Below are 17,088 nucleotides of genomic sequence, written 5' to 3' on the forward strand. Positions count from 1 at the left end.
ATGCCGCGTGCGGTGGTGGTTCAGGCCAGAAACGGTTCCAGTCGTTATCCGCGGAAGATGCTCCATCCTTTACTTGGACGGCCGGCGATCGAATGGGTCCTGGAGCGATGCGAGAAGATCGCGATTGATCAACGGATCTTGGCCACCTCCGAGGCAAAGGAGGACGATCCTTTGGCGGAGATTGCCCAGAGGCGCGGTTGGCAGGTGGTCCGGGGGAGCGTGGAGGATGTCCTCAGCCGGTTTGCCAAGGCGGTCCGGGCCTATCGGCTCGACGCGGTGGTCCGGATCACCGGCGATTGTCTTCTCACCGACCCTCGGCTTGTCCAGCATGCGCTGGCCCAATTCGATGCGCTTAAGCCCGACTACCTGATCCTAACGAAGATCATCGACGGCTTCGACGTGGAGGTGATGTCGGGGAAGGCGATCCTGAAGGCCGACTCGGAGGCGAAGCTGCCGTCCGAGCGGGAACATGTAGGGCCGTATCTTCGACGATCAAAGCGGTTCAACACCGTCTTCCTTCCTTATGAGGAGGACCTCTCCCACATTCATCTCAGTCTCGATTACAAGGAAGATGCCGACGTTCTCGAAGCGATCCTCAAACAATTGGAAGGACGCGACTTCACCTACGCCGACGTGGCGGGTCTCGTCAAAGCGAATCCCTCATTGGTCGAAAAGACGAAACACATCGTGCCGAACGAGGGATATCGGCGCTCCTTGGAAGGGGACAAGACCGGCATTCAAGCGATGAAAGGGAAGCCGCTCCGATTCGAGAAGAGTCTCTCCCAATTCGACAAGGTGATGCGGATCATCCCGGGGGGATCGCAGACCTTCAGCAAGTCGTCCCTCCAGTTCAGCGTCGGCGCCGCGCCGCTTTTCGTGCGGGAGGGAAAGGGGGCGCTTCTGACCGATCTCGATGGAAACCGATTCATCGACTTCACGATGGGGCTGGGGGCCTGTCTTCTCGGGTATGCGTTTGAGCCGGTCAACCGAGAGATCGAGGCGACGCTGAAAAAAGGAACCGCGTATACGCTCTCTCACCACTTGGAATACGACCTGGCCGAGCTGCTCACCCGGATCATCCCCTCCGCCGAGATGGTCCGGTTCGGGAAGAACGGCTCCGATGTCACCTCCGCCGCCGTCCGTCTGGCGCGGGCCGCCACCGGGAGGGAAATCGTCGCCTGCTGCGGTTATCACGGCTGGCAGGATTGGTATATCGCCACCACGACGCGAAGCCTCGGCATTCCGGAAGAGGTCAAGAAAAAAACGGTCACGTTCCAGTACAACCGGATCGAGAGTCTTCAGGCCGTTTTCGACCGCTATCCGAATCAGATCGCCTGTGTGATCCTGGAGCCGGTCAGCCTGGAGGCGCCTCAAAAGAATTTCCTCGCCAAAGTGAAGAAGATGGCGCACGAGCAGGGAGCGATTCTGGTGTTCGACGAGGTGGTCACCGGCTTTCGGTTTGATATCGGCGGCGCGCAGGCCTATTTCGATGTGACCCCCGACCTCGCCTGTTTCGGCAAGGCGATGGCCAACGGAATGCCGGTCTCCGCGATTGTCGGAAAACGGGACATCATGAAGCTCTTCGATGAGATCTTCTTCTCATTTACTTTCGGGGGAGAGACCCTTTCGATTGCGGCGGCGATCGCGACGATCCAATACATCCTAGAAAATAAGGTGACCCCTTTCCTTTGGAAGCAAGGAGAGCGGTTGAAAAGCGGAATCGAGCAGCAGATTCGTGAGAAGGGTCTCGAAGCGACCCTTTCGATCGAAGGCTATCCGATCCGGACGGTCCTCAATTTCAAAGGGGAAGAGAAAGCGGTCCTGAAGATGAAAACCCTTTTCCAGCAAGAGTGCGTCAAGCGAGGGGTTCTCTTCACCGGAGGGCATAATGTTTCTCTCCCTCACGATCATGAAAAAATCGACCGGGTTTTGTCGGTCTACGACGAGGTGATGGAGATCCTGAAATACACCCTGGAATACAACCTGCTTGATGAAATGATCGAAGGACGGCTCCTGGAGCCGGTCTTTCGGAAGGTTTAGGGAGACGAAGATGGCGGAACTTCGACGCTGCACCCGGTGTGTTCTTCCGGAGACCCACGAAACAATCACCTTCGACACGGAAGGGGTCTGCAACATCTGCCGCCAGCAGGAGTACAAGCAGACCCAGATCGATTGGGCGGCGAAGAAAAAGGAACTCGATCTTTTGATCGCGGCGCATCGGGACAAATCCGATTACGATTGCATCATCCCTTTCAGCGGCGGCAAAGACAGCACCTGGACCCTCTACTATCTCGTCAAGGAATACGGCCTCAGGCCGTTGGTGGTCCGTTTCGATCACGGATTTCTCCGTCCGAACGTGATCGAAAACACCCGTCGGACCCTCCGGAAACTGGGGGTCGATTTCCATCACTTTACCCCGAACTGGAAAGTGGTGCAGAAGTTGATGCTTCAGACGTTTCTGGAGAAGGGGGACTTTTGCTGGCATTGCCACGCCGGGATCTTCGCCTATCCGATGTGGGTCGCTCTCCGCTACAATGTTCCGCTGGTGATGTGGGGAGAGCCTTCCTCGGAATATACGGCTTATTATAGTTACGACCAGCCGGAAGAGGTCGACGAGAAGCGCTTTAACCGTTACGTGAATTTGGGAATCACCGCACAAGATATGCTCGTTCGGCTGGAGGGGGCGGGGGAAAGTGTGGTTGACGAGCGGGATCTGAAACCGTTTACTTACCCCCCGCTCAAAGAGTTGCGGAAGATCCATTATCGATCGGTCTGCCTCGGCTCTTACATCCCTTGGGACGTCAAGCGGCAGGTGCGGATCATTCAGGAAGAGTTGGGGTGGAGCGAAGATCAGGTGGAGAATGTCCCCCCGGGTTATGGATACGAAAAGATCGAATGTTACATGCAGGGGGTCCGGGATTACATCAAATTCATCAAACGAGGATACACCCGTCCCTCCCATCTCGCCTCTCTCGATATTCGAAACCACCGGATGACCCGTGAAGAGGCGGTCGCGTTGATCCAAAAATACGAAGGGAAGCGCCCGCCCAGTCTCGATCTGTTTCTGGAGTATGTCGGCTTGAGTGAAGAAGAATTTGTTCAGATCGCCCTTAGCCACGTCGTTTCACCTTACGAGCATGATCCGTTGAAGGTTCTTCCGGGAGAGAAGCTCCACGATTTTGATCTCTGGTCGAGACAAGGCGCCATGCCTCGGAAAGAGGCGGAGGTTCAGCTCAATCGGTGGCGGCAGAGAAATGCACAAGCAGGTGTGACGAACGACAAAGGGGCTCCATGATCGGCCTCGTCGATTACGGAATGGGAAATCTCCTCTCGGTCCGTCATGCATTGGAGATGGTCGGGGCCGAAGTGACCCTTTGCCGGAATGGAGAAGATCTGAGACAGGTTGAACGGATTGTTCTCCCCGGCGTCGGCGCGTTCCGGGATTGCATGATGAATCTCAAGAAGCGGGGCCTGATCGAAGCTTTGGAAGAAGCGGTGCTTCGTTTGGGCAAGCCGATCCTGGGGATCTGTCTCGGAATGCAGGCGATGGCCCGGCGAAGCTTCGAGGGAGGGGAGCATCCCGGGCTCGGTTGGCTGGAGGCCGATGTGGTTCGACTTCATCCCGATCCGCCGGCCCTTCGCGTCCCGCAGATCGGCTGGAATGAGATCCGTTACCGGACGGGGAGTCCGTTTTTCAAAACGCTTCCTCCGTCGCCCGATTTCTACTTCGTCCACTCTTATTTCGTAAAATGCGACGATCAGGCGATCATCGAGGCCACCTGTGATTATGGCGGGCCGGTGACCGCCGCGGTCCGGAAGGGGAACATCTTCGCGACACAGTTTCATCCGGAGAAGAGCCAGGATTACGGCCTGAAGGTCCTGGAGCATTTTCTCAGTTGGAAGCCGTGAGGGGACGATGCTGAAGCGCCGATTGATCCCGAAGCTTCAGATGAAGACGAGCGCTCATGGCGGATCGGATCGAAAAGTCCTGGTCACCACCATTCAATTTAAGGAAGTCCTGGAGATCGGCGATCCGGTTTCTCAGGCGAAGATCTACGAAGCGCAGGCGGCGGATGAGCTGATTTTTCTCGATCTGGATGCTTCGTCGGATCATCGCAAGCCGATCTTGGAGGTGATCCGCAGAGCGGCCGAGGAGATCTTCATGCCGTTTACAGTCGGAGGTGGGGTGAGGTCGATTGATGATTTTCGAGATCTCCTCTCGAGCGGGGCCGATAAGGTCAGCATCAACACCGCGGCTGTTGAAACCCCGGACCTTATCAACGATGCGGCGGAGGTCTTCGGCGCGCAGTGTGTGGTGTTGAGCATCGACTGTCGAAGCGAAAAAGAGGGGGGCTTCCGGGTGTGGATCAACGGAGGAAGAATCAAAACAGAGCTCGACCCGGTCGCGTGGGCGATCGAGGGGGAAAAACGAGGCGCGGGCGAGATTCTGCTGACGTCGATCGACCGCGACGGGATGCGCTGCGGACTCGATCTGGAGCTGACCCGGCGGGTGGCGGAAGCGGTCTCGATTCCGGTGATCGCGTCGGGCGGGTGCGGCGCGGCCTCTCATTTCGTGGAGGGGCTCCAAACCGGACGGGCCGATGCCGTCGCCGCCGGCACGTACTTTTGTTTTAAAGATGAAAACCCGATGCAGACCCGGTCCCAAATCCGGAATGCCGGAATTCCGATTCGAATGCATCGATAGAAGGGAGGGGGACGGGTGCCAGAGGCCGGGGGCCGGAAAAAAGGTGAAGCATTGACCTACTTTTTGGAAGGAAAACGGATTTACCTCCGCGAGGTGCGGCCTTCGGACGTCAATGAACGTTATTATCGTTGGATGAACGATCCGGAGATCACCCGATTCCTGGAGAGCCGGTTTGCGCCGAACGCGATCGAAAATCTCCGTGACTATGTCGCCGGAAAACTGGGGGATCGCGACAATCTCTTTTTGGCGATTGTCCTAAAAGAAGAGGATCGCCACATCGGCAATATCAAGTTGGGCCCGATCCAGTGGATTCACCGTCTGGCCGACATCGGCCTCTTGATCGGCGAGAAAGATTGCTGGGGGAAGGGGTATGCTACTGAAGCGATTCAGCTGGTTTCCGATTATGCTTTCAACGTTTTGAATCTCCATAAGGTGGCCGCCGGATGTTACGGCCCGAATGAAGGCTCCGCCCGGGCCTTTCAAAAGGCCGGTTTCGTGGTGGAAGGGGTTCGAAAGGAGCAGTTTTATTCAAACGGATCTTATGTCGATGATATTCTCTTGGGCCTCATTCGGCCCGACTGGAATCAAGGAAAGCGAGCGACGGGATGATCAAAGTTTTGATTTTAACGGAAGGGCGCCGGGAGATCGGCTTCGGACATGTCACCCGATGCACCGCGTTGTATCAGGCGTTCGAGGAGAGGGGGATTCCGGCCGAGCTGATCGTGGAAGGGGATGAGAGTGTCGTGGGGCTGCTTCACGGGAAACAATACCGAATCCTTTCTTGGCGGAGCGATCGGTCGAAGCTCTCTTCATTGATGACGGGCGCCGAAATTATGGTGGTCGATTCTTATCTCGCCGAGAAGGGGGTCTACGAGGCTGTCTCGAAGCAGGCGAAATGCCCCGTTTTCATCGACGATACTCAGCGGCTCGACTATCCTGAGGGGGTGGTGGTGAACGGAACCCTTTACGCGGAGGAGATGGATTATCCGCAAGGGGGCGGAAGGAGCTATCTGTTGGGGAGCAAATATATTCTCCTTCGCAGGGAATTCTGGGAGGCGCCCCAGAGAGATACCCCAGAGACGATCGGTCGTATTCTGATCACGTTCGGCGGAGATGATGCGCGCGGGATGACGCCGAAGGTATTGAGTTTGCTCGTCGACGCTTTCCCGGAGTGCAGCAAGAGGGTCATCATCGGAAAAGGTTTCCGGGACGTTGAAAAAATTGAGCGGTTGAAGGACAGCCGTACCGAGCTGATTTATTTTCCCGGCGCCGATGGGATGAAGAGAGCCATGCTCGATTCCGACGTGGCCGTCTCCGCCGGCGGGCAAACACTCTATGAGTTGGCGAGGATCGGTTTGCCGGCGGTCGCGATGGCCGTCGCGGAGAATCAGGTGAACAACGTGATGGGATGGGAGCGCGCCGGCTTTATCGATTACGCCGGCTGGTGGGAAAATCACACCGCCCTTGAAAGAGTCCTCACCTCTCTCATTCAGTTGAGAGATCAAGGGGAAAGAGCGCGAAGAGGTCATATCGGGAAAAGACTCGTCGATGGGGGAGGAAGCGGGCGCGTCCGAGATTTCGTATTGGGACTTTAGATCCGCCGGCGAGAAAGAGACGGCTTTCATGATGAAATCGACAATTAAAATCGGCCCGATCGACCGGCTGGTCCTCTTCGGAGGGGGGCCGTTGATGGTCGCGTTCGCAAAAGAGGCGATCAAGCGAAAAATCAAAACGACCCTCTTCGCCGTGAAACGCCACCTTGAAGAGGCGCTGGAAGGAGGGGCCGGTCCCACGTTGCGCGAGGTGTTGGAGAAAGAAAAGATCCCTTTCTTCCATGCCGACGATATCAACCGCGCCCCGGAGCTTCGGTCTGCGGTTTCAATCGGGACGATCGGGATCGGGCTCGGCGAGACATACACTTTTTCGAAGGAGACGATCGCCCTCTTTCACGGGAAGCTCTTCGATTTTATGACGATCCGGCTTCCGCAATATCGGGGGGGGGCGCACTTTACCTGGCAGATCCTTCGAAAGAACCGGATCGGCTGTTGGAATATTCAGGTGATCAATGAAGCGATGATCCCCGGCGTCTACGACTCCGGCGAGATCTTAAAATCGAGGGAGTATCTCCTCCCGCCGTCGGCCAAGATCCCGAACGATTATTACGACGCCGCGCACGAGGAAGGGTTCAAGCTCTTCTGCGAGTTTCTCGATGAAGTCCAGGCCGGGAAAGAATTCGGGCTGGCAAAACTCCAGGAAAACTTCAGCTCCTATTTCCCGAGGCTTCATACCCTGCGGCATGGATGGATCAACTGGTCGTGGAATTGCGACGAGATCGAGACGATGATTTCCGCCTTTGACGATCCTTATCCGGGGGCGTCGACTTTTTTAAACGGCCGTCGGGTTTTTCTGAAACAATGCCAAGCCGATGCCGGCGAGGGGACGTTCCATCCTTTTATGTCGGGGCTGATCTACCGGATGGCCGATCGCTCCGTTTTCATCGCGACCCGCGAGGGGGCGCTGGTGGTCCGCAAGGTGTCGGATGAAAAGGGGCGCGATTTGATTCCTACTCTCAACGTCGGACACCGGTTTTTCACGCCGATGAAGGTCCTGGAGGAGGCGATGCTCTACAGCGCCGAGTACAATGCGGCCGGCCTGGTAGAAGAACAGGGTGGGACACTGCATGCAACGGAGGAAGAAAAATGAGCGCGATGTTTGATCTTCTGAAAAAGATCTACCCTCTTCGGTTGGCCCCGGTGTCGGAAGACACCGACAAGGCGGCGGAAATCCTCTGCGGCGTCCTGCCGTTTCAAATCCACGAATACGCTTCGGGCCTGGAGCACAACGGCTGGACCGTTCCGCAAAAATGGAAAGCGGTCCGGGCGGAGATCAAGAAAAACGGAAAGACGATCTACGACGGAATGAAGCATCCATTGGGGGTGATCGGCTACTCCACCTCTTTCACCGGGAAAGTCTCTCTGGATGAGCTGAAAAAGCATCTCTTCTATCACCCGGTCTTTCCGGAGGCGCTGGTTTATCACTGCGATTACTACTACAAGCCGTGGCGGCGGGACTGGGGGATGTCGATTCCGCATCAGCTTTACAAAGAGCTCGATCGGGGGGAGTACGAGGTGATTTTGGAGACCGTCGCCGAACCGGGGACGATGAAGGTGTTGGACTATTTTTTGGAAGGGGAGACGAAAGAGACCATCCTCTTCAACGCCCATGATTGCCACGCGGGGCAGGCGAACGACGACGTCTCCGGGATCGTCGTGACGGTGGAGATCATGAAGCGTCTGGCCCAGAGGAAGAAGAGAAAATATAGCTACCGGGCGATCATCGCGCCGGAGCATTTGGGGACCGTTTTTTATCTGGCGAACCTGCCGGAGAAGGTGGTGAAGACGTTTCGAGGAGGGATGTTCCTCGAAATGCTCGGACATCAAAACCGATTCGCCTTGCAGAAATCGTTCACCGGAGAGAGCCTCATCGACAAAGCGGCGAAGGTCTATCTCACGCGCAATTTCTCCGATATCCATGAGGCCGATTTTAGGAAGGTGGTCGGAAACGACGAGACCGTTTGGGAGGCGCCCGGCTTCGAGATTCCCTTCATCTCGCTCTCCCGCGCCCATCCGATGTATCCGGAGTATCACTCCAGCCTCGATGATGAGCGGATCATCTTCGAGGACAAGCTGGAGGAAGCGGCCCAGACCGTCTTGGGGATGCTCGATATCCTCGAGACCGACACGACGTTGAAGCGCCACTTCAAGGGGCTGGTCGCCCTCAGCAACCCGAAATATGATCTCTACATCTCGACGGCCGACCCGAGCATCCGTCCGACGGTGGCCGAAGATCAGAAAAAATGGAATTATCTGATGGACTGTCTCTGCCGGTATTTCGATGAAAAGACGACGCTGCTCGATATCGCGATCAAACACGAAATCGATTACGCCAAGCTCTATCAATACGTAAAGAAGTATGAAGAAAAGGGATTGGTCTCTTTTGTCGAGAAAGGTTAAGCGCGTGACCGATCAGGAGATCGTTCTGAGGCTGTTGGAGGGCGCTTCGTTGAGAACCGTGATGGTCCCGGATGACGCCATGGCGTCCAATCGTCCTGAACATATCGAGACATATGACTTGCCGCATCTCCTCATCAATGGAGATTCTTTTTGGGGGAAGTCGGAAACGACCCATCTCGGTCACGCTCCGGGATCGGGGAAGACGGGAGAGGTCGCCTTCGCCTATACCAATATCGGCCCTCTCTTTTGCAGCTATAACCCCTTCACGCGGGGGGCGAGACTGATGAGCAAGAAGCGGTATAAAAAACACGAATGGGTCCTCAGAGATCATTTCAGATTGGTTTGGGACTCGGAGAAAGGGAGTGCAACGGAAGAAATAAAAAGGGAGATCGAAGCGGCCTCCAAATTCAAAATCGCCATGCTCGATTCCGAGGAGATCTGGAATATCCATCCGGTCGACCTGCCGATGTACTACTCGAAGGAGGGGGTGTTTGAGTTCAAAACGGTTGATGATCAGTATCCGACCTTCTTTCGATATCCGAGCCAGACGGAAGAGCTCCTTCAAAGATATCATGATTTCTTCAATCATCGGCCCGAAGACGATGAGCCGGGGTTTATTCGGTTGGGCGACTCCCCGCAGTTCTATTCTTTTTATTCCATCCGGTCCGACGGCAGCTATTATAATTTCTTCGATATTCCGAGAAACACGGTCCAAAGATACAAGCGGTTAAAGGTCTTTGCCGATGTCTCAAATGGATAAGCGCTCCAAAGTGGTTCACTTGGGACGAAACTTCGATTTAGGCGGTTTTAGATTAATCAATTTTGTCCGACTGGGCGCCGCGAGTGAGCGGGTTCGGCAATGGCGAAATCATGAAGGGGTCCGGAAGTGGATGTACTCCGACCATGTGATCTCCAAGAAAGAGCATCTTCGATTTATCGAAGGACTGGCAAAGGATCGCAAAAACTATTTTTGGATGGTCGCGGATCTGGAGGGGGAAGTCGGCGTGATCTCCCTGAATAAGGTCGACTTTAAAAATAAGAATGCTTACCTGGGAATCTACACGAATCCCGACGGCCGAAGAGGGGATGCCGGGAAAATCCTGATTCATTTGTTGAAGCAGCTCTGTTTCGAGATCGCGAATCTTCATTCCCTCCGATTGGAAGTGATCGATGGGAACGAACGGGCCGTCCGGTTTTATCGGAAGGTCGGATTTCGGAAAGAAGGACGATTGAAAGAATTTGTCCTGAAAGAGGGCCGATGGAGAGATGTGATCGTGATGGCGATGATCCATTCGAAAGGGTCGAAGCGATGACCTCCTGGACGATCGGGCCGAAGCAGGTTGGAGAAGGGGCGCCCGTTTTCATCATCGCGGAGCTTTCGGCGAATCATCTGCAGAAGTTCGATCTGGCGGTGGAGACGATCAGGGCGATCCGGGAAGCCGGCGCCGACGCCGTCAAACTCCAGACCTATACCCCGGACACCCTCACCCTCGATTCGGACAACGACTGTTTTCGAATCAAGCAAGGAACGCAATGGGACGGCAAGACCCTTTATCAGCTTTATCGGGAGGCGTATACCCCCTGGGAGTGGCAGCCGGAGCTGATGCGCCTCGCCGGGGAACTGGGGCTGATCTGCTTTTCCTCCCCCTTTGATAAAACCGCGGTCGACTTTCTGGAGGAGATGAAGGTTCCGGCCTATAAAATCGCATCGTTTGAAATTACTGACATCCCATTGATTGCATATGTTGCCGCAAAGGGAAAGCCGGTGATTCTCTCCACCGGCATCGCGACCCTCTCCGAAATAGAGGAGGCGGTGAATGCCTGCCGAAGCGTGGGGAACGATCGGATCGCATTGTTAAAATGCGTCTCCGCTTATCCCGCGCCGATCGGAGAATCGAATCTCAAAACCATTCCCGATTTGCAGGAGCGATTTAAAGTGGTGGCCGGGTTATCCGATCATACGAAGGGAATCTCCGTCCCGACCGCCGCCGTCGCGCTGGGGGCGAAGATCATCGAGAAGCATTTTATTTTGGATCGAAAGCTCGGAGGGCCGGATGCGGCGTTTTCTCTCGAACCGGCCGAATTCAAGGCGATGGCGCAGGGGGTGCGGGAGGCCGATGCGGCGCTCGGTTCGGTACGGTATGAATTGTCGGAGAAGCTTCAAAAGAGCAGGGAATTTGCGCGCTCCCTCTTTGTCGTGAAGGAGATCAAGGCCGGGGAGTTGTTTACCGAAGAAAACGTCCGATCGATTCGTCCGGGATTCGGCCTTGCTCCGAAATATCTTGGAAAGGTTCTCGGGAAAAAATCGAAGGTCCACATTCACAGAGGAACGCCGCTGACCTGGGCGCTCGTCGAAGGGAAATCAGATGACGACTGAATCGTATACGGCCAATTATCAATCGGGTCTCTCCTATCTCAAGTTGAATTTAAAAGATCCGGCCAGGGAGACGCTAAAGAGGGCGCTCGCGCAGGTCTCCCTAGACGAAATGCGGGAAGACAACCCGGTCTATTTGGGGATCGTATCGGCCCTCGCCGTTCTCTCGCTGGAGCAGGCCGATTTCGAGGGGGCCTGCCGATATGTCGATCAGGGGCTTTCAGTCAAAAAAGATTATCTCGACTTTCTTTTTATCAAAGCGCTTCTCCTGATGGACCAAAAAAGATATGACGAGATGCTGGAGACGCTGATCCATTATCTGTTGGCGAAGGGAAACGGCGATGTAACGGTTTATGATTATCGATACAGCCACGAGGGGGTCTTAAAAGAGGTCTACGAAAATCTCCTCCCGACGTCGTATCGGCTCGCCTTCCAGCAGGTCGAGATTAAAGCGCTCGTCCGGAAGTTATCCCACGCCGCCCGGAATGAATGGCTCAAAAAAGCGTATGAGATCATCGACAAAATCGACTGCCGGCGGAATCAACAGGAGCATTGATGAAAAAGTTATTGTTGCCGATCGGCCAAAGAGATTATGAAACGACCCAAGGAAGGATCGGGAACCTGGTGAAATTATTGTCGAAGACGTTCCGGGTGGAGCTGATCACCAATTCCAAAGAGGTTTGCGACGACCTGAATCAAAAACTCGGCCCGGACCATCCTATGATCGTCACGTTTGTCGAGCCGAAGTTTCTGCCGCTCACGTTTGACTATCGGGATAACCTTGCGAAGATATTCGTTCAATATACGCACGATCTTTGCCTGCCGAAGACCGATCTGGAAATATGGAAGACCGCCGCGTTCGACGACTTCTGGGGGCATATCTCCACCTGCGCTTTTCCCGAGATACAGACGGTCGACGCCGATGTGGTGATGTTCCCGTTGATGTCTCATGACGACGCGCCGTGGGAGGAGACCGATATTTTTTACACCACCCTCCTCTTTATGGCGAAGGAAGCCGGGATCAAAGTGGTCGGTTATCAGCTTTATCCTGTTTTCAACGGGGTGAAGCTGATGCCGCAGTTGATGGACGCGATTATCGTCCGGAAGGAGTTTGAAAGGGATTTCCACATCACGATGGGGATCGCTCCTGAAAAGATCCACCTGCTGACGGAGGAGAAAGACATCTATTCCCTTTCCACGATCGAGGACACGTACAAAAACCATATCTACAATTCTCAAATCGAAATAAGCCGGGATGAGTTGGGGGTCGTCGTTTGCAATCATGGGAAACTCAGGCCGCAGATTATCGAAATCTTCAAGGCGCTCGAGGAATCGAAGATCCCGGTGGTGTTGTTTTTATTAAAACGGGATTTCGTGATTCGAGAATTGCAGGAAAACGAGATCATCAAGGATCTCTTCTTCGATCCGATCCGGAAGATCGGCTGCCGCTTCTATTTGGTGGAGCAGCCGAGCCTGGTCCCGATCGCGATGACCTCCGATGTGGTGATTGCGCCGACCTATGTCGTGCCGTTGGAATTTGCGGCGCGGTACGGCATTAACGCCTGGGTGTATAACCGCTGTTATGATCCGCTCCCGGATGTGAACGGGGTGAGCTTCAAAAACCGGCTGGAAGATCTCACGGCGTCGCTGAAAAAAGTTTATGAGGAGAAGAGAAAAAAGGTGGGGGTCGTCGATATCTTAAACCGCTGCGTGAGGACATTCCATGAAGTTGAAAAATAAAAAGATCGCCTGTTTTCTGGCGCTCCCCCATCATACCCGATTTTTCATTCCCCTTCGGGAGGAGATTAAAAAGCAGGGGGGGGAGATCGCTTTCATCGTTCCCTTGTCCGACTATCCTTTCGAAAGGGACTTGATCAAACGGAATCTCTCTTTTAAGTATTTTACCGACTATATGACGGCGGACGTGCGGAAGAAGATCCGAGAGGCCCACATCGAGTTGTCCGGTTGTTGGACGGAGACCAGTTACAAATGGGATGGATTCAGCCGATGGTCTTTGTTCAAGCAGGGCTGGTTTTTCGATTCCCTCGTTGAAGAGTACTTCTGCATGGAGAAGTACATCGAGGTGGAAAAGCCCGACATGTTCATCGCCCACCATGAGTGTAATCGATGGGGCCAAATCATCGGGCATCTCGCGCGGAAAAAGAAGGTTCCGTTCGTAACGTTTCAGGAGGGGGATTACTACAACGACTATATCGGGTTCGTCGTTCATACCGAATACTCGAATGTCGATCTATTGTGGGGGAACAAGACGAAGGAGGTGTTAAAAGAATATCTCTGCTCGGACGATAAAATGTTTTTGATCGGGAACACCCATATCGACAGTGCCGTCAAGACGTACGGCTCTCCGGAAACGGTCGATCAGATCAAGAAGGAGCTTTCCATCCCGGGCGATAAGAAGGTGATTCTTTTTCTGGTCGATATCAAATATGGGGGAATCGTCGATCGAGAGAATTGGCAGACTTTTCTGAAGGGTCTCGACCAACTCGACTCGGAGGCGGTTCTTCTCTTTAAGTGGCATCCGAGCGTGATGCAGGGGGCGTATGAAAAAATCGAAGCGATGTTCAAGGAGATTTATCCGTCGGCCATTCTTTATTACATGTATGATCCTTATAAATTAATCGCCATCTCGGATTACTGCGTGTCGTTGGGAAAAACCACCCTGGCGATCGAGGCCCTCGCCTTCGGGAAACCCCTTTTCACCCTTCCGACGGCGGATACCCTGGATGACTATTACGTGAAGATGGGGATCGCTCAAACCGCCTTTCCCCCGGGGAATTGGTCGAATCTGCTGAATACGGTTCAAAACGGCGTCCCTCCGGAGGTGACGGCAAAGGTGGATCAATATCTGAAGGAATATTTTTATAAACTTGACGGCAAGTCGGTCGAGCGGGCGGTCGAGGTGATGGGGACCATTTTTGAGACGCGGAGCGGGCACGCAAAATCGAAACGCCCTAAACTGCAAGAAGCGGTTGCGGGCCGCGTCAGCGTGATCGTCCCCTCCGGTTCCGACGCCGAAGCGCTCCTCGCGACGATGACATCCCTCGCCCAAAAAGTTCAATGGCCCGATTGGGAAGTGGTGATCGTTGTGAACGACGAGAAGATGAAACCATTCCTCCCGGCGCTTTCCGGCGATCTGAGGATCGTAGAGGCCAACGATGACCGTCTTCCGTTTCTTTACAACCGGGGGGCGGAGTGCGCCACGGGCGACCGCTTCATTTTTATGAAGCCGGGGGTTCTTTACATCAAAGGCGCCGGGTTGCCCGATGCCATCCTTGATGGCGTTGCGGGGCTGCCGATCCGGAATGTCGACATGACCCCTTCTTGTCTCGGAATGGCGTTTGATTTCAACTCGGCCCCTTATCGGGTCACGACGGAGATTTCGGCGAATGAGGAATCTCAGAATCCGGAGTTCGTCGGAGGGGGGATGATCGGCGTGGCGCGGGCGCTCTTTGAATCGATCGGGGGATTCGATGAAGGGATCGCGAATCATCTCGCCGAGGTCGATTTTTGTCTTTCCGCAAAAGAGAAAAATTTCCCGCCGCGATATCTACCGGAATGTCTCGGTATTTTATTTAAAGAGACATTCAATTCGATTTCCGGCGACGAGGTTTCAGATGTTGACGAAGCATGGAAGCGGAGGGTCCGTTTTTTCGCCAAATGGGTCGGACAGCTTCCGAAAGATGAGAACTTCATGCACTTCGCAAAAGATTTATTAAAGGTGTGATGCACAAAAGAGATAAGCCTTTGACAGATAACCAAACCGAATAGGAGATCGGCGTCGATGATCATCGAAGTCAACAGCGCGAAACTGGGACCTCTGAAGGTGGAATCGGATCGGTTTATCACCTTTCCGGACGGCATTCCGGGATTTTCGAATGTGAAACGATATTTCCTCGTAGAAAACGACAAGGGGCACCCCTTTTGTTGGCTTCAAGCGGTGGAGGATCCGGAGCTTGCTTTTATCGTGACCGATCCGATGCTCTTCAATCCGCGCTACCAACCGCCGATTTCCTTGGAAGATTTCAAGCATCTTGAAATTGACGGGGGAGAGTCGCTCGCCTTGCTGGTCATTGTGAATGTTCCTCAAGAAGACCCCCTTAAAATGACCGCCAATTTTATGGCGCCGCTGGTCATCAACGCCAAAATTCGTTTGGGAAAACAAGTCATTCTGAATGACACGCAATATAGCCACAGGGAGCCTTTATTGATACCGGCCGCCTCCGGCCGACCCTAAAGTTTTCCTTTTCCGAACCGATAAGTAAAGGGAGCGGGAACACTATTCCTAAGAAGCTCCCGTTCGGAAGAAGAGAAACAGGGTCTTAATCATTCGGGCAAGGAGGCCCGGCGGTGTCTGGGGCGTTTTATCGCGCGTTCCGGCCCGACACAATTCAAGGAGGACTTTTCATGGCTTTAACAGTTAATACCAACATGTTTTCAGTCATCGCGCAGGGGAATCTGGCAAAAACGGAAAGCCCGTTGATGTCGTCGATGCAGCGCCTTTCTTCGGGTCTTCGAATCAACTCTTCGAGGGATGACGCAGCCGGTTTGGCCATCGCCACCCGGATGACACGGTCGATCAACGGTCTCACCGTTGCCGCGAGAAACGCCAATGACGGTGTTTCTTTCGCTCAGACGGCGGAAGGCTCCATGGGGGAGATGCTCAACAACCTTCAGAGGATTTATGAACTGGCCAACCAGGCGGCGAGCTACAATACGTCGGTCGACCGGAGTTCAATGAACCAGGAGGTCACTCAGCTGGTTTCCGAATTGAACAGGGTGGTCAGCCAGACCCGGTTCAATGGAGAAACCTTCCTGAACCAGGCGTTCAGCGGCGCCTTCCAGGTGGGGATCGAGGTCAATGAAACGATCTCGATTTCGACCACCAACGTGTCGCCGGATACCTTGGGGGTCCAGTCTTCGAGGACCGATTTTACCGACATCGCCGCCAACCGAACGGCGATCGCGAGTGCGGTCGCAGGATCTACGCTCCGGGCGAACGGTATCTCAGGGTCCGCCACATTGGCCGGGGTCGATTTAGGAAACGCCATCACCCAAAGCGATGCGAAGAACAACAGTCTCGCCATCATCAACCGGGTTAACCAATATACCGGGTCGACCAATGTGACCGCATTCTCCTTCGGGAACGCCTTTGTCGGAACCGCAGCGACCGGTAACGCGAGCGCAGGCGATGTCAACAGCGGTTATATCACGATCAATGGTATCTCGATCGGCTCCACCTCATTGGGGGCGCTTTCGAGCGGCTCCGTGGTGGCGGCCGCCCTCGCTTCGGCAATCAACGCCAAAACCTCTTCCACGGGGGTTTATGCCATTGTGCTCGGGAGCTTCGATGTCGGTTCGGCGAATACCGCCAGCATCGCGCTGGTCAATACGACCGGCGCGGCGATTACCGTGGCCATTGCGACGGTGAACGCCGGAGCGGGAAGCGCGGCGGTTGCTTACTTCGGGGCGACCGGAGGGAGTGTCTCCGCGGGGCAAAATGGACAGATCATCGTCAGCACCCCCTTGGGGACGACCAGCGCGTCGACCAACGCCGCTTCGGATACCCTCGGGCTTGGTTTCGGCTCTGCGGCCGCGTCGATTTCGATCAGCGGCAGCGCGTCGGTCAACTCGGTGACGGTCAACACCGTCGGGAGCGCCAACCTGGCGATCTTGGCGGCGAAGCAGGGGTTGGACAGCCTCAACGCCGAAAGAGCCAAACTCGGCGCGGTCATGAACCGGCTTCAATCGACCATCGCCAATATCCGAAACACGAACGAAAATACCACCGCGGCGAGATCGCGAATCATGGACACCGATTTTGCGATGGAAACCGCGAATTTAACAAAAGCGTTGATCACCCAGCAAGCGGGTATCTCGATCCTCGCGCAAGCGAACACCCTGCCTCAGCAGGTGTTGGCGTTATTGCAAGGATGATCACCCAATCAAGGAGGAAGGGGGTGGGGTTTCCCCACCCC

General features: G+C 54.7%; 16 protein-coding genes. All 16 read left to right on the plus strand.

Annotation, left to right across the window (positions count from 1 at the left end):
* The 16 genes from MNODULE_RS20485 to MNODULE_RS25160 all read left to right on the plus strand — a co-directional run bounded on the left by MNODULE_RS20485 (nt 1) and on the right by MNODULE_RS25160 (nt 17,047).
* Nucleotides 1–2,040: an aminotransferase class III-fold pyridoxal phosphate-dependent enzyme gene (locus tag MNODULE_RS20485; RefSeq protein WP_168063047.1), complete on the plus strand. Its 2,040-nt coding sequence runs from the start codon at nt 1–3 to the stop codon at nt 2,038–2,040.
* A 10-nt stretch (nt 2,041–2,050) separates the two neighbouring features.
* Nucleotides 2,051–3,295, plus strand: coding sequence for an N-acetyl sugar amidotransferase (locus tag MNODULE_RS20490; RefSeq protein WP_168063048.1), 1,245 nt, complete (start codon nt 2,051–2,053; stop codon nt 3,293–3,295).
* Nucleotides 3,292–3,909 carry an imidazole glycerol phosphate synthase subunit HisH gene (gene hisH / locus MNODULE_RS20495; RefSeq protein WP_168063049.1) on the plus strand — a complete coding sequence of 206 codons (618 nt, stop codon included), beginning with the start codon at nt 3,292–3,294 and terminating at the stop codon, nt 3,907–3,909. Before MNODULE_RS20490 ends, hisH begins: the two co-directional genes overlap by 4 nt.
* Nucleotides 3,910–3,916: 7 nt before the next feature.
* Nucleotides 3,917–4,705, plus strand: a complete 789-nt coding sequence (gene hisF, locus MNODULE_RS20500; protein WP_168063050.1) for an imidazole glycerol phosphate synthase subunit HisF — start codon at nt 3,917–3,919, stop codon at nt 4,703–4,705.
* Nucleotides 4,706–4,720: 15 nt separating this feature from the next.
* A complete protein-coding gene (locus MNODULE_RS20505) occupies nt 4,721–5,314 on the plus strand; it encodes a GNAT family N-acetyltransferase (protein WP_202882291.1) in 594 nt (197 codons plus the stop codon).
* On the plus strand, nt 5,311–6,300 hold the full coding sequence (locus MNODULE_RS20510; RefSeq protein WP_168063051.1) for a PseG/SpsG family protein: 990 nt from the start codon (nt 5,311–5,313) through the stop codon (nt 6,298–6,300). The genes MNODULE_RS20505 and MNODULE_RS20510 overlap by 4 nt, the downstream gene beginning before the upstream one ends.
* Nucleotides 6,301–6,328: 28 nt before the next feature.
* The gene (locus tag MNODULE_RS20515) at nt 6,329–7,408 is read left to right on the plus strand and encodes a hypothetical protein (protein ID WP_168063052.1); all 1,080 of its coding nucleotides are present in this window, start codon (nt 6,329–6,331) and stop codon (nt 7,406–7,408) included.
* Nucleotides 7,405–8,718: a DUF4910 domain-containing protein gene (locus tag MNODULE_RS20520; protein ID WP_168063053.1), complete on the plus strand. Its 1,314-nt coding sequence runs from the start codon at nt 7,405–7,407 to the stop codon at nt 8,716–8,718. The genes MNODULE_RS20515 and MNODULE_RS20520 overlap by 4 nt, the downstream gene beginning before the upstream one ends.
* Nucleotides 8,702–9,478, plus strand: a complete 777-nt coding sequence (locus tag MNODULE_RS20525) for a hypothetical protein (RefSeq protein WP_168063054.1) — start codon at nt 8,702–8,704, stop codon at nt 9,476–9,478. The genes MNODULE_RS20520 and MNODULE_RS20525 overlap by 17 nt, the downstream gene beginning before the upstream one ends.
* Complete coding sequence (gene pseH, locus MNODULE_RS20530; protein WP_168063055.1) at nt 9,471–10,031, plus strand: UDP-4-amino-4,6-dideoxy-N-acetyl-beta-L-altrosamine N-acetyltransferase; 561 nt, start codon at nt 9,471–9,473, stop codon at nt 10,029–10,031. The genes MNODULE_RS20525 and pseH overlap by 8 nt, the downstream gene beginning before the upstream one ends.
* Entirely contained in the window at nt 10,028–11,095 is a 1,068-nt protein-coding gene (gene pseI / locus MNODULE_RS20535; protein WP_168063235.1) for a pseudaminic acid synthase, read from the plus strand. The genes pseH and pseI overlap by 4 nt, the downstream gene beginning before the upstream one ends.
* Nucleotides 11,085–11,648 carry a tetratricopeptide repeat protein gene (locus MNODULE_RS20540; RefSeq protein ID WP_168063056.1) on the plus strand — a complete coding sequence of 188 codons (564 nt, stop codon included), beginning with the start codon at nt 11,085–11,087 and terminating at the stop codon, nt 11,646–11,648. The genes pseI and MNODULE_RS20540 overlap by 11 nt, the downstream gene beginning before the upstream one ends.
* On the plus strand, nt 11,648–12,832 hold the full coding sequence (locus MNODULE_RS20545; RefSeq protein ID WP_168063057.1) for a hypothetical protein: 1,185 nt from the start codon (nt 11,648–11,650) through the stop codon (nt 12,830–12,832). Before MNODULE_RS20540 ends, MNODULE_RS20545 begins: the two co-directional genes overlap by 1 nt.
* Nucleotides 12,816–14,837 carry a hypothetical protein gene (locus tag MNODULE_RS20550; RefSeq protein WP_168063058.1) on the plus strand — a complete coding sequence of 674 codons (2,022 nt, stop codon included), beginning with the start codon at nt 12,816–12,818 and terminating at the stop codon, nt 14,835–14,837. Before MNODULE_RS20545 ends, MNODULE_RS20550 begins: the two co-directional genes overlap by 17 nt.
* 57 nt (nt 14,838–14,894) lie before the next feature.
* Nucleotides 14,895–15,347 (plus strand): flagellar assembly protein FliW, encoded by a 453-nt coding sequence (gene fliW, locus MNODULE_RS20555; RefSeq protein ID WP_168063059.1) that lies wholly within the window; start codon nt 14,895–14,897, stop codon nt 15,345–15,347.
* A gap of 170 nt (nt 15,348–15,517) precedes the next feature.
* Nucleotides 15,518–17,047 carry a flagellin N-terminal helical domain-containing protein gene (locus MNODULE_RS25160; RefSeq protein ID WP_272953307.1) on the plus strand — a complete coding sequence of 510 codons (1,530 nt, stop codon included), beginning with the start codon at nt 15,518–15,520 and terminating at the stop codon, nt 17,045–17,047.
* The last annotated feature ends 41 nt before the right edge of the window (nt 17,048–17,088 follow it).

The sequence above is a fragment of the Candidatus Manganitrophus noduliformans genome, assembly GCF_012184425.1.
In the GTDB taxonomy this organism is placed as follows: domain Bacteria; phylum Nitrospirota; class Nitrospiria; order SBBL01; family Manganitrophaceae; genus Manganitrophus; species Manganitrophus noduliformans.

Bases quoted from the DNA above. Each gene is read 5' to 3' on its own strand.
- MNODULE_RS20485 (WP_168063047.1), top strand. From the start codon at position 1: ATGCCGCGTGCGGTGGTGGTTCAGGCCAGAAACGGTTCCAGTCGTTAT.
- MNODULE_RS20490 (WP_168063048.1), top strand. From the start codon at position 2,051: ATGGCGGAACTTCGACGCTGCACCCGGTGTGTTCTTCCGGAGACCCAC.
- hisH (WP_168063049.1), top strand. From the start codon at position 3,292: ATGATCGGCCTCGTCGATTACGGAATGGGAAATCTCCTCTCGGTCCGT.
- hisF (WP_168063050.1), top strand. From the start codon at position 3,917: ATGCTGAAGCGCCGATTGATCCCGAAGCTTCAGATGAAGACGAGCGCT.
- MNODULE_RS20510 (WP_168063051.1), top strand. From the start codon at position 5,311: ATGATCAAAGTTTTGATTTTAACGGAAGGGCGCCGGGAGATCGGCTTC.
- MNODULE_RS20515 (WP_168063052.1), top strand. From the start codon at position 6,329: ATGATGAAATCGACAATTAAAATCGGCCCGATCGACCGGCTGGTCCTC.
- MNODULE_RS20520 (WP_168063053.1), top strand. From the start codon at position 7,405: ATGAGCGCGATGTTTGATCTTCTGAAAAAGATCTACCCTCTTCGGTTG.
- pseH (WP_168063055.1), top strand. From the start codon at position 9,471: ATGGATAAGCGCTCCAAAGTGGTTCACTTGGGACGAAACTTCGATTTA.
- pseI (WP_168063235.1), top strand. From the start codon at position 10,028: ATGACCTCCTGGACGATCGGGCCGAAGCAGGTTGGAGAAGGGGCGCCC.
- MNODULE_RS20540 (WP_168063056.1), top strand. From the start codon at position 11,085: ATGACGACTGAATCGTATACGGCCAATTATCAATCGGGTCTCTCCTAT.
- MNODULE_RS20545 (WP_168063057.1), top strand. From the start codon at position 11,648: ATGAAAAAGTTATTGTTGCCGATCGGCCAAAGAGATTATGAAACGACC.
- MNODULE_RS20550 (WP_168063058.1), top strand. From the start codon at position 12,816: ATGAAGTTGAAAAATAAAAAGATCGCCTGTTTTCTGGCGCTCCCCCAT.
- fliW (WP_168063059.1), top strand. From the start codon at position 14,895: ATGATCATCGAAGTCAACAGCGCGAAACTGGGACCTCTGAAGGTGGAA.
- MNODULE_RS25160 (WP_272953307.1), top strand. From the start codon at position 15,518: ATGGCTTTAACAGTTAATACCAACATGTTTTCAGTCATCGCGCAGGGG.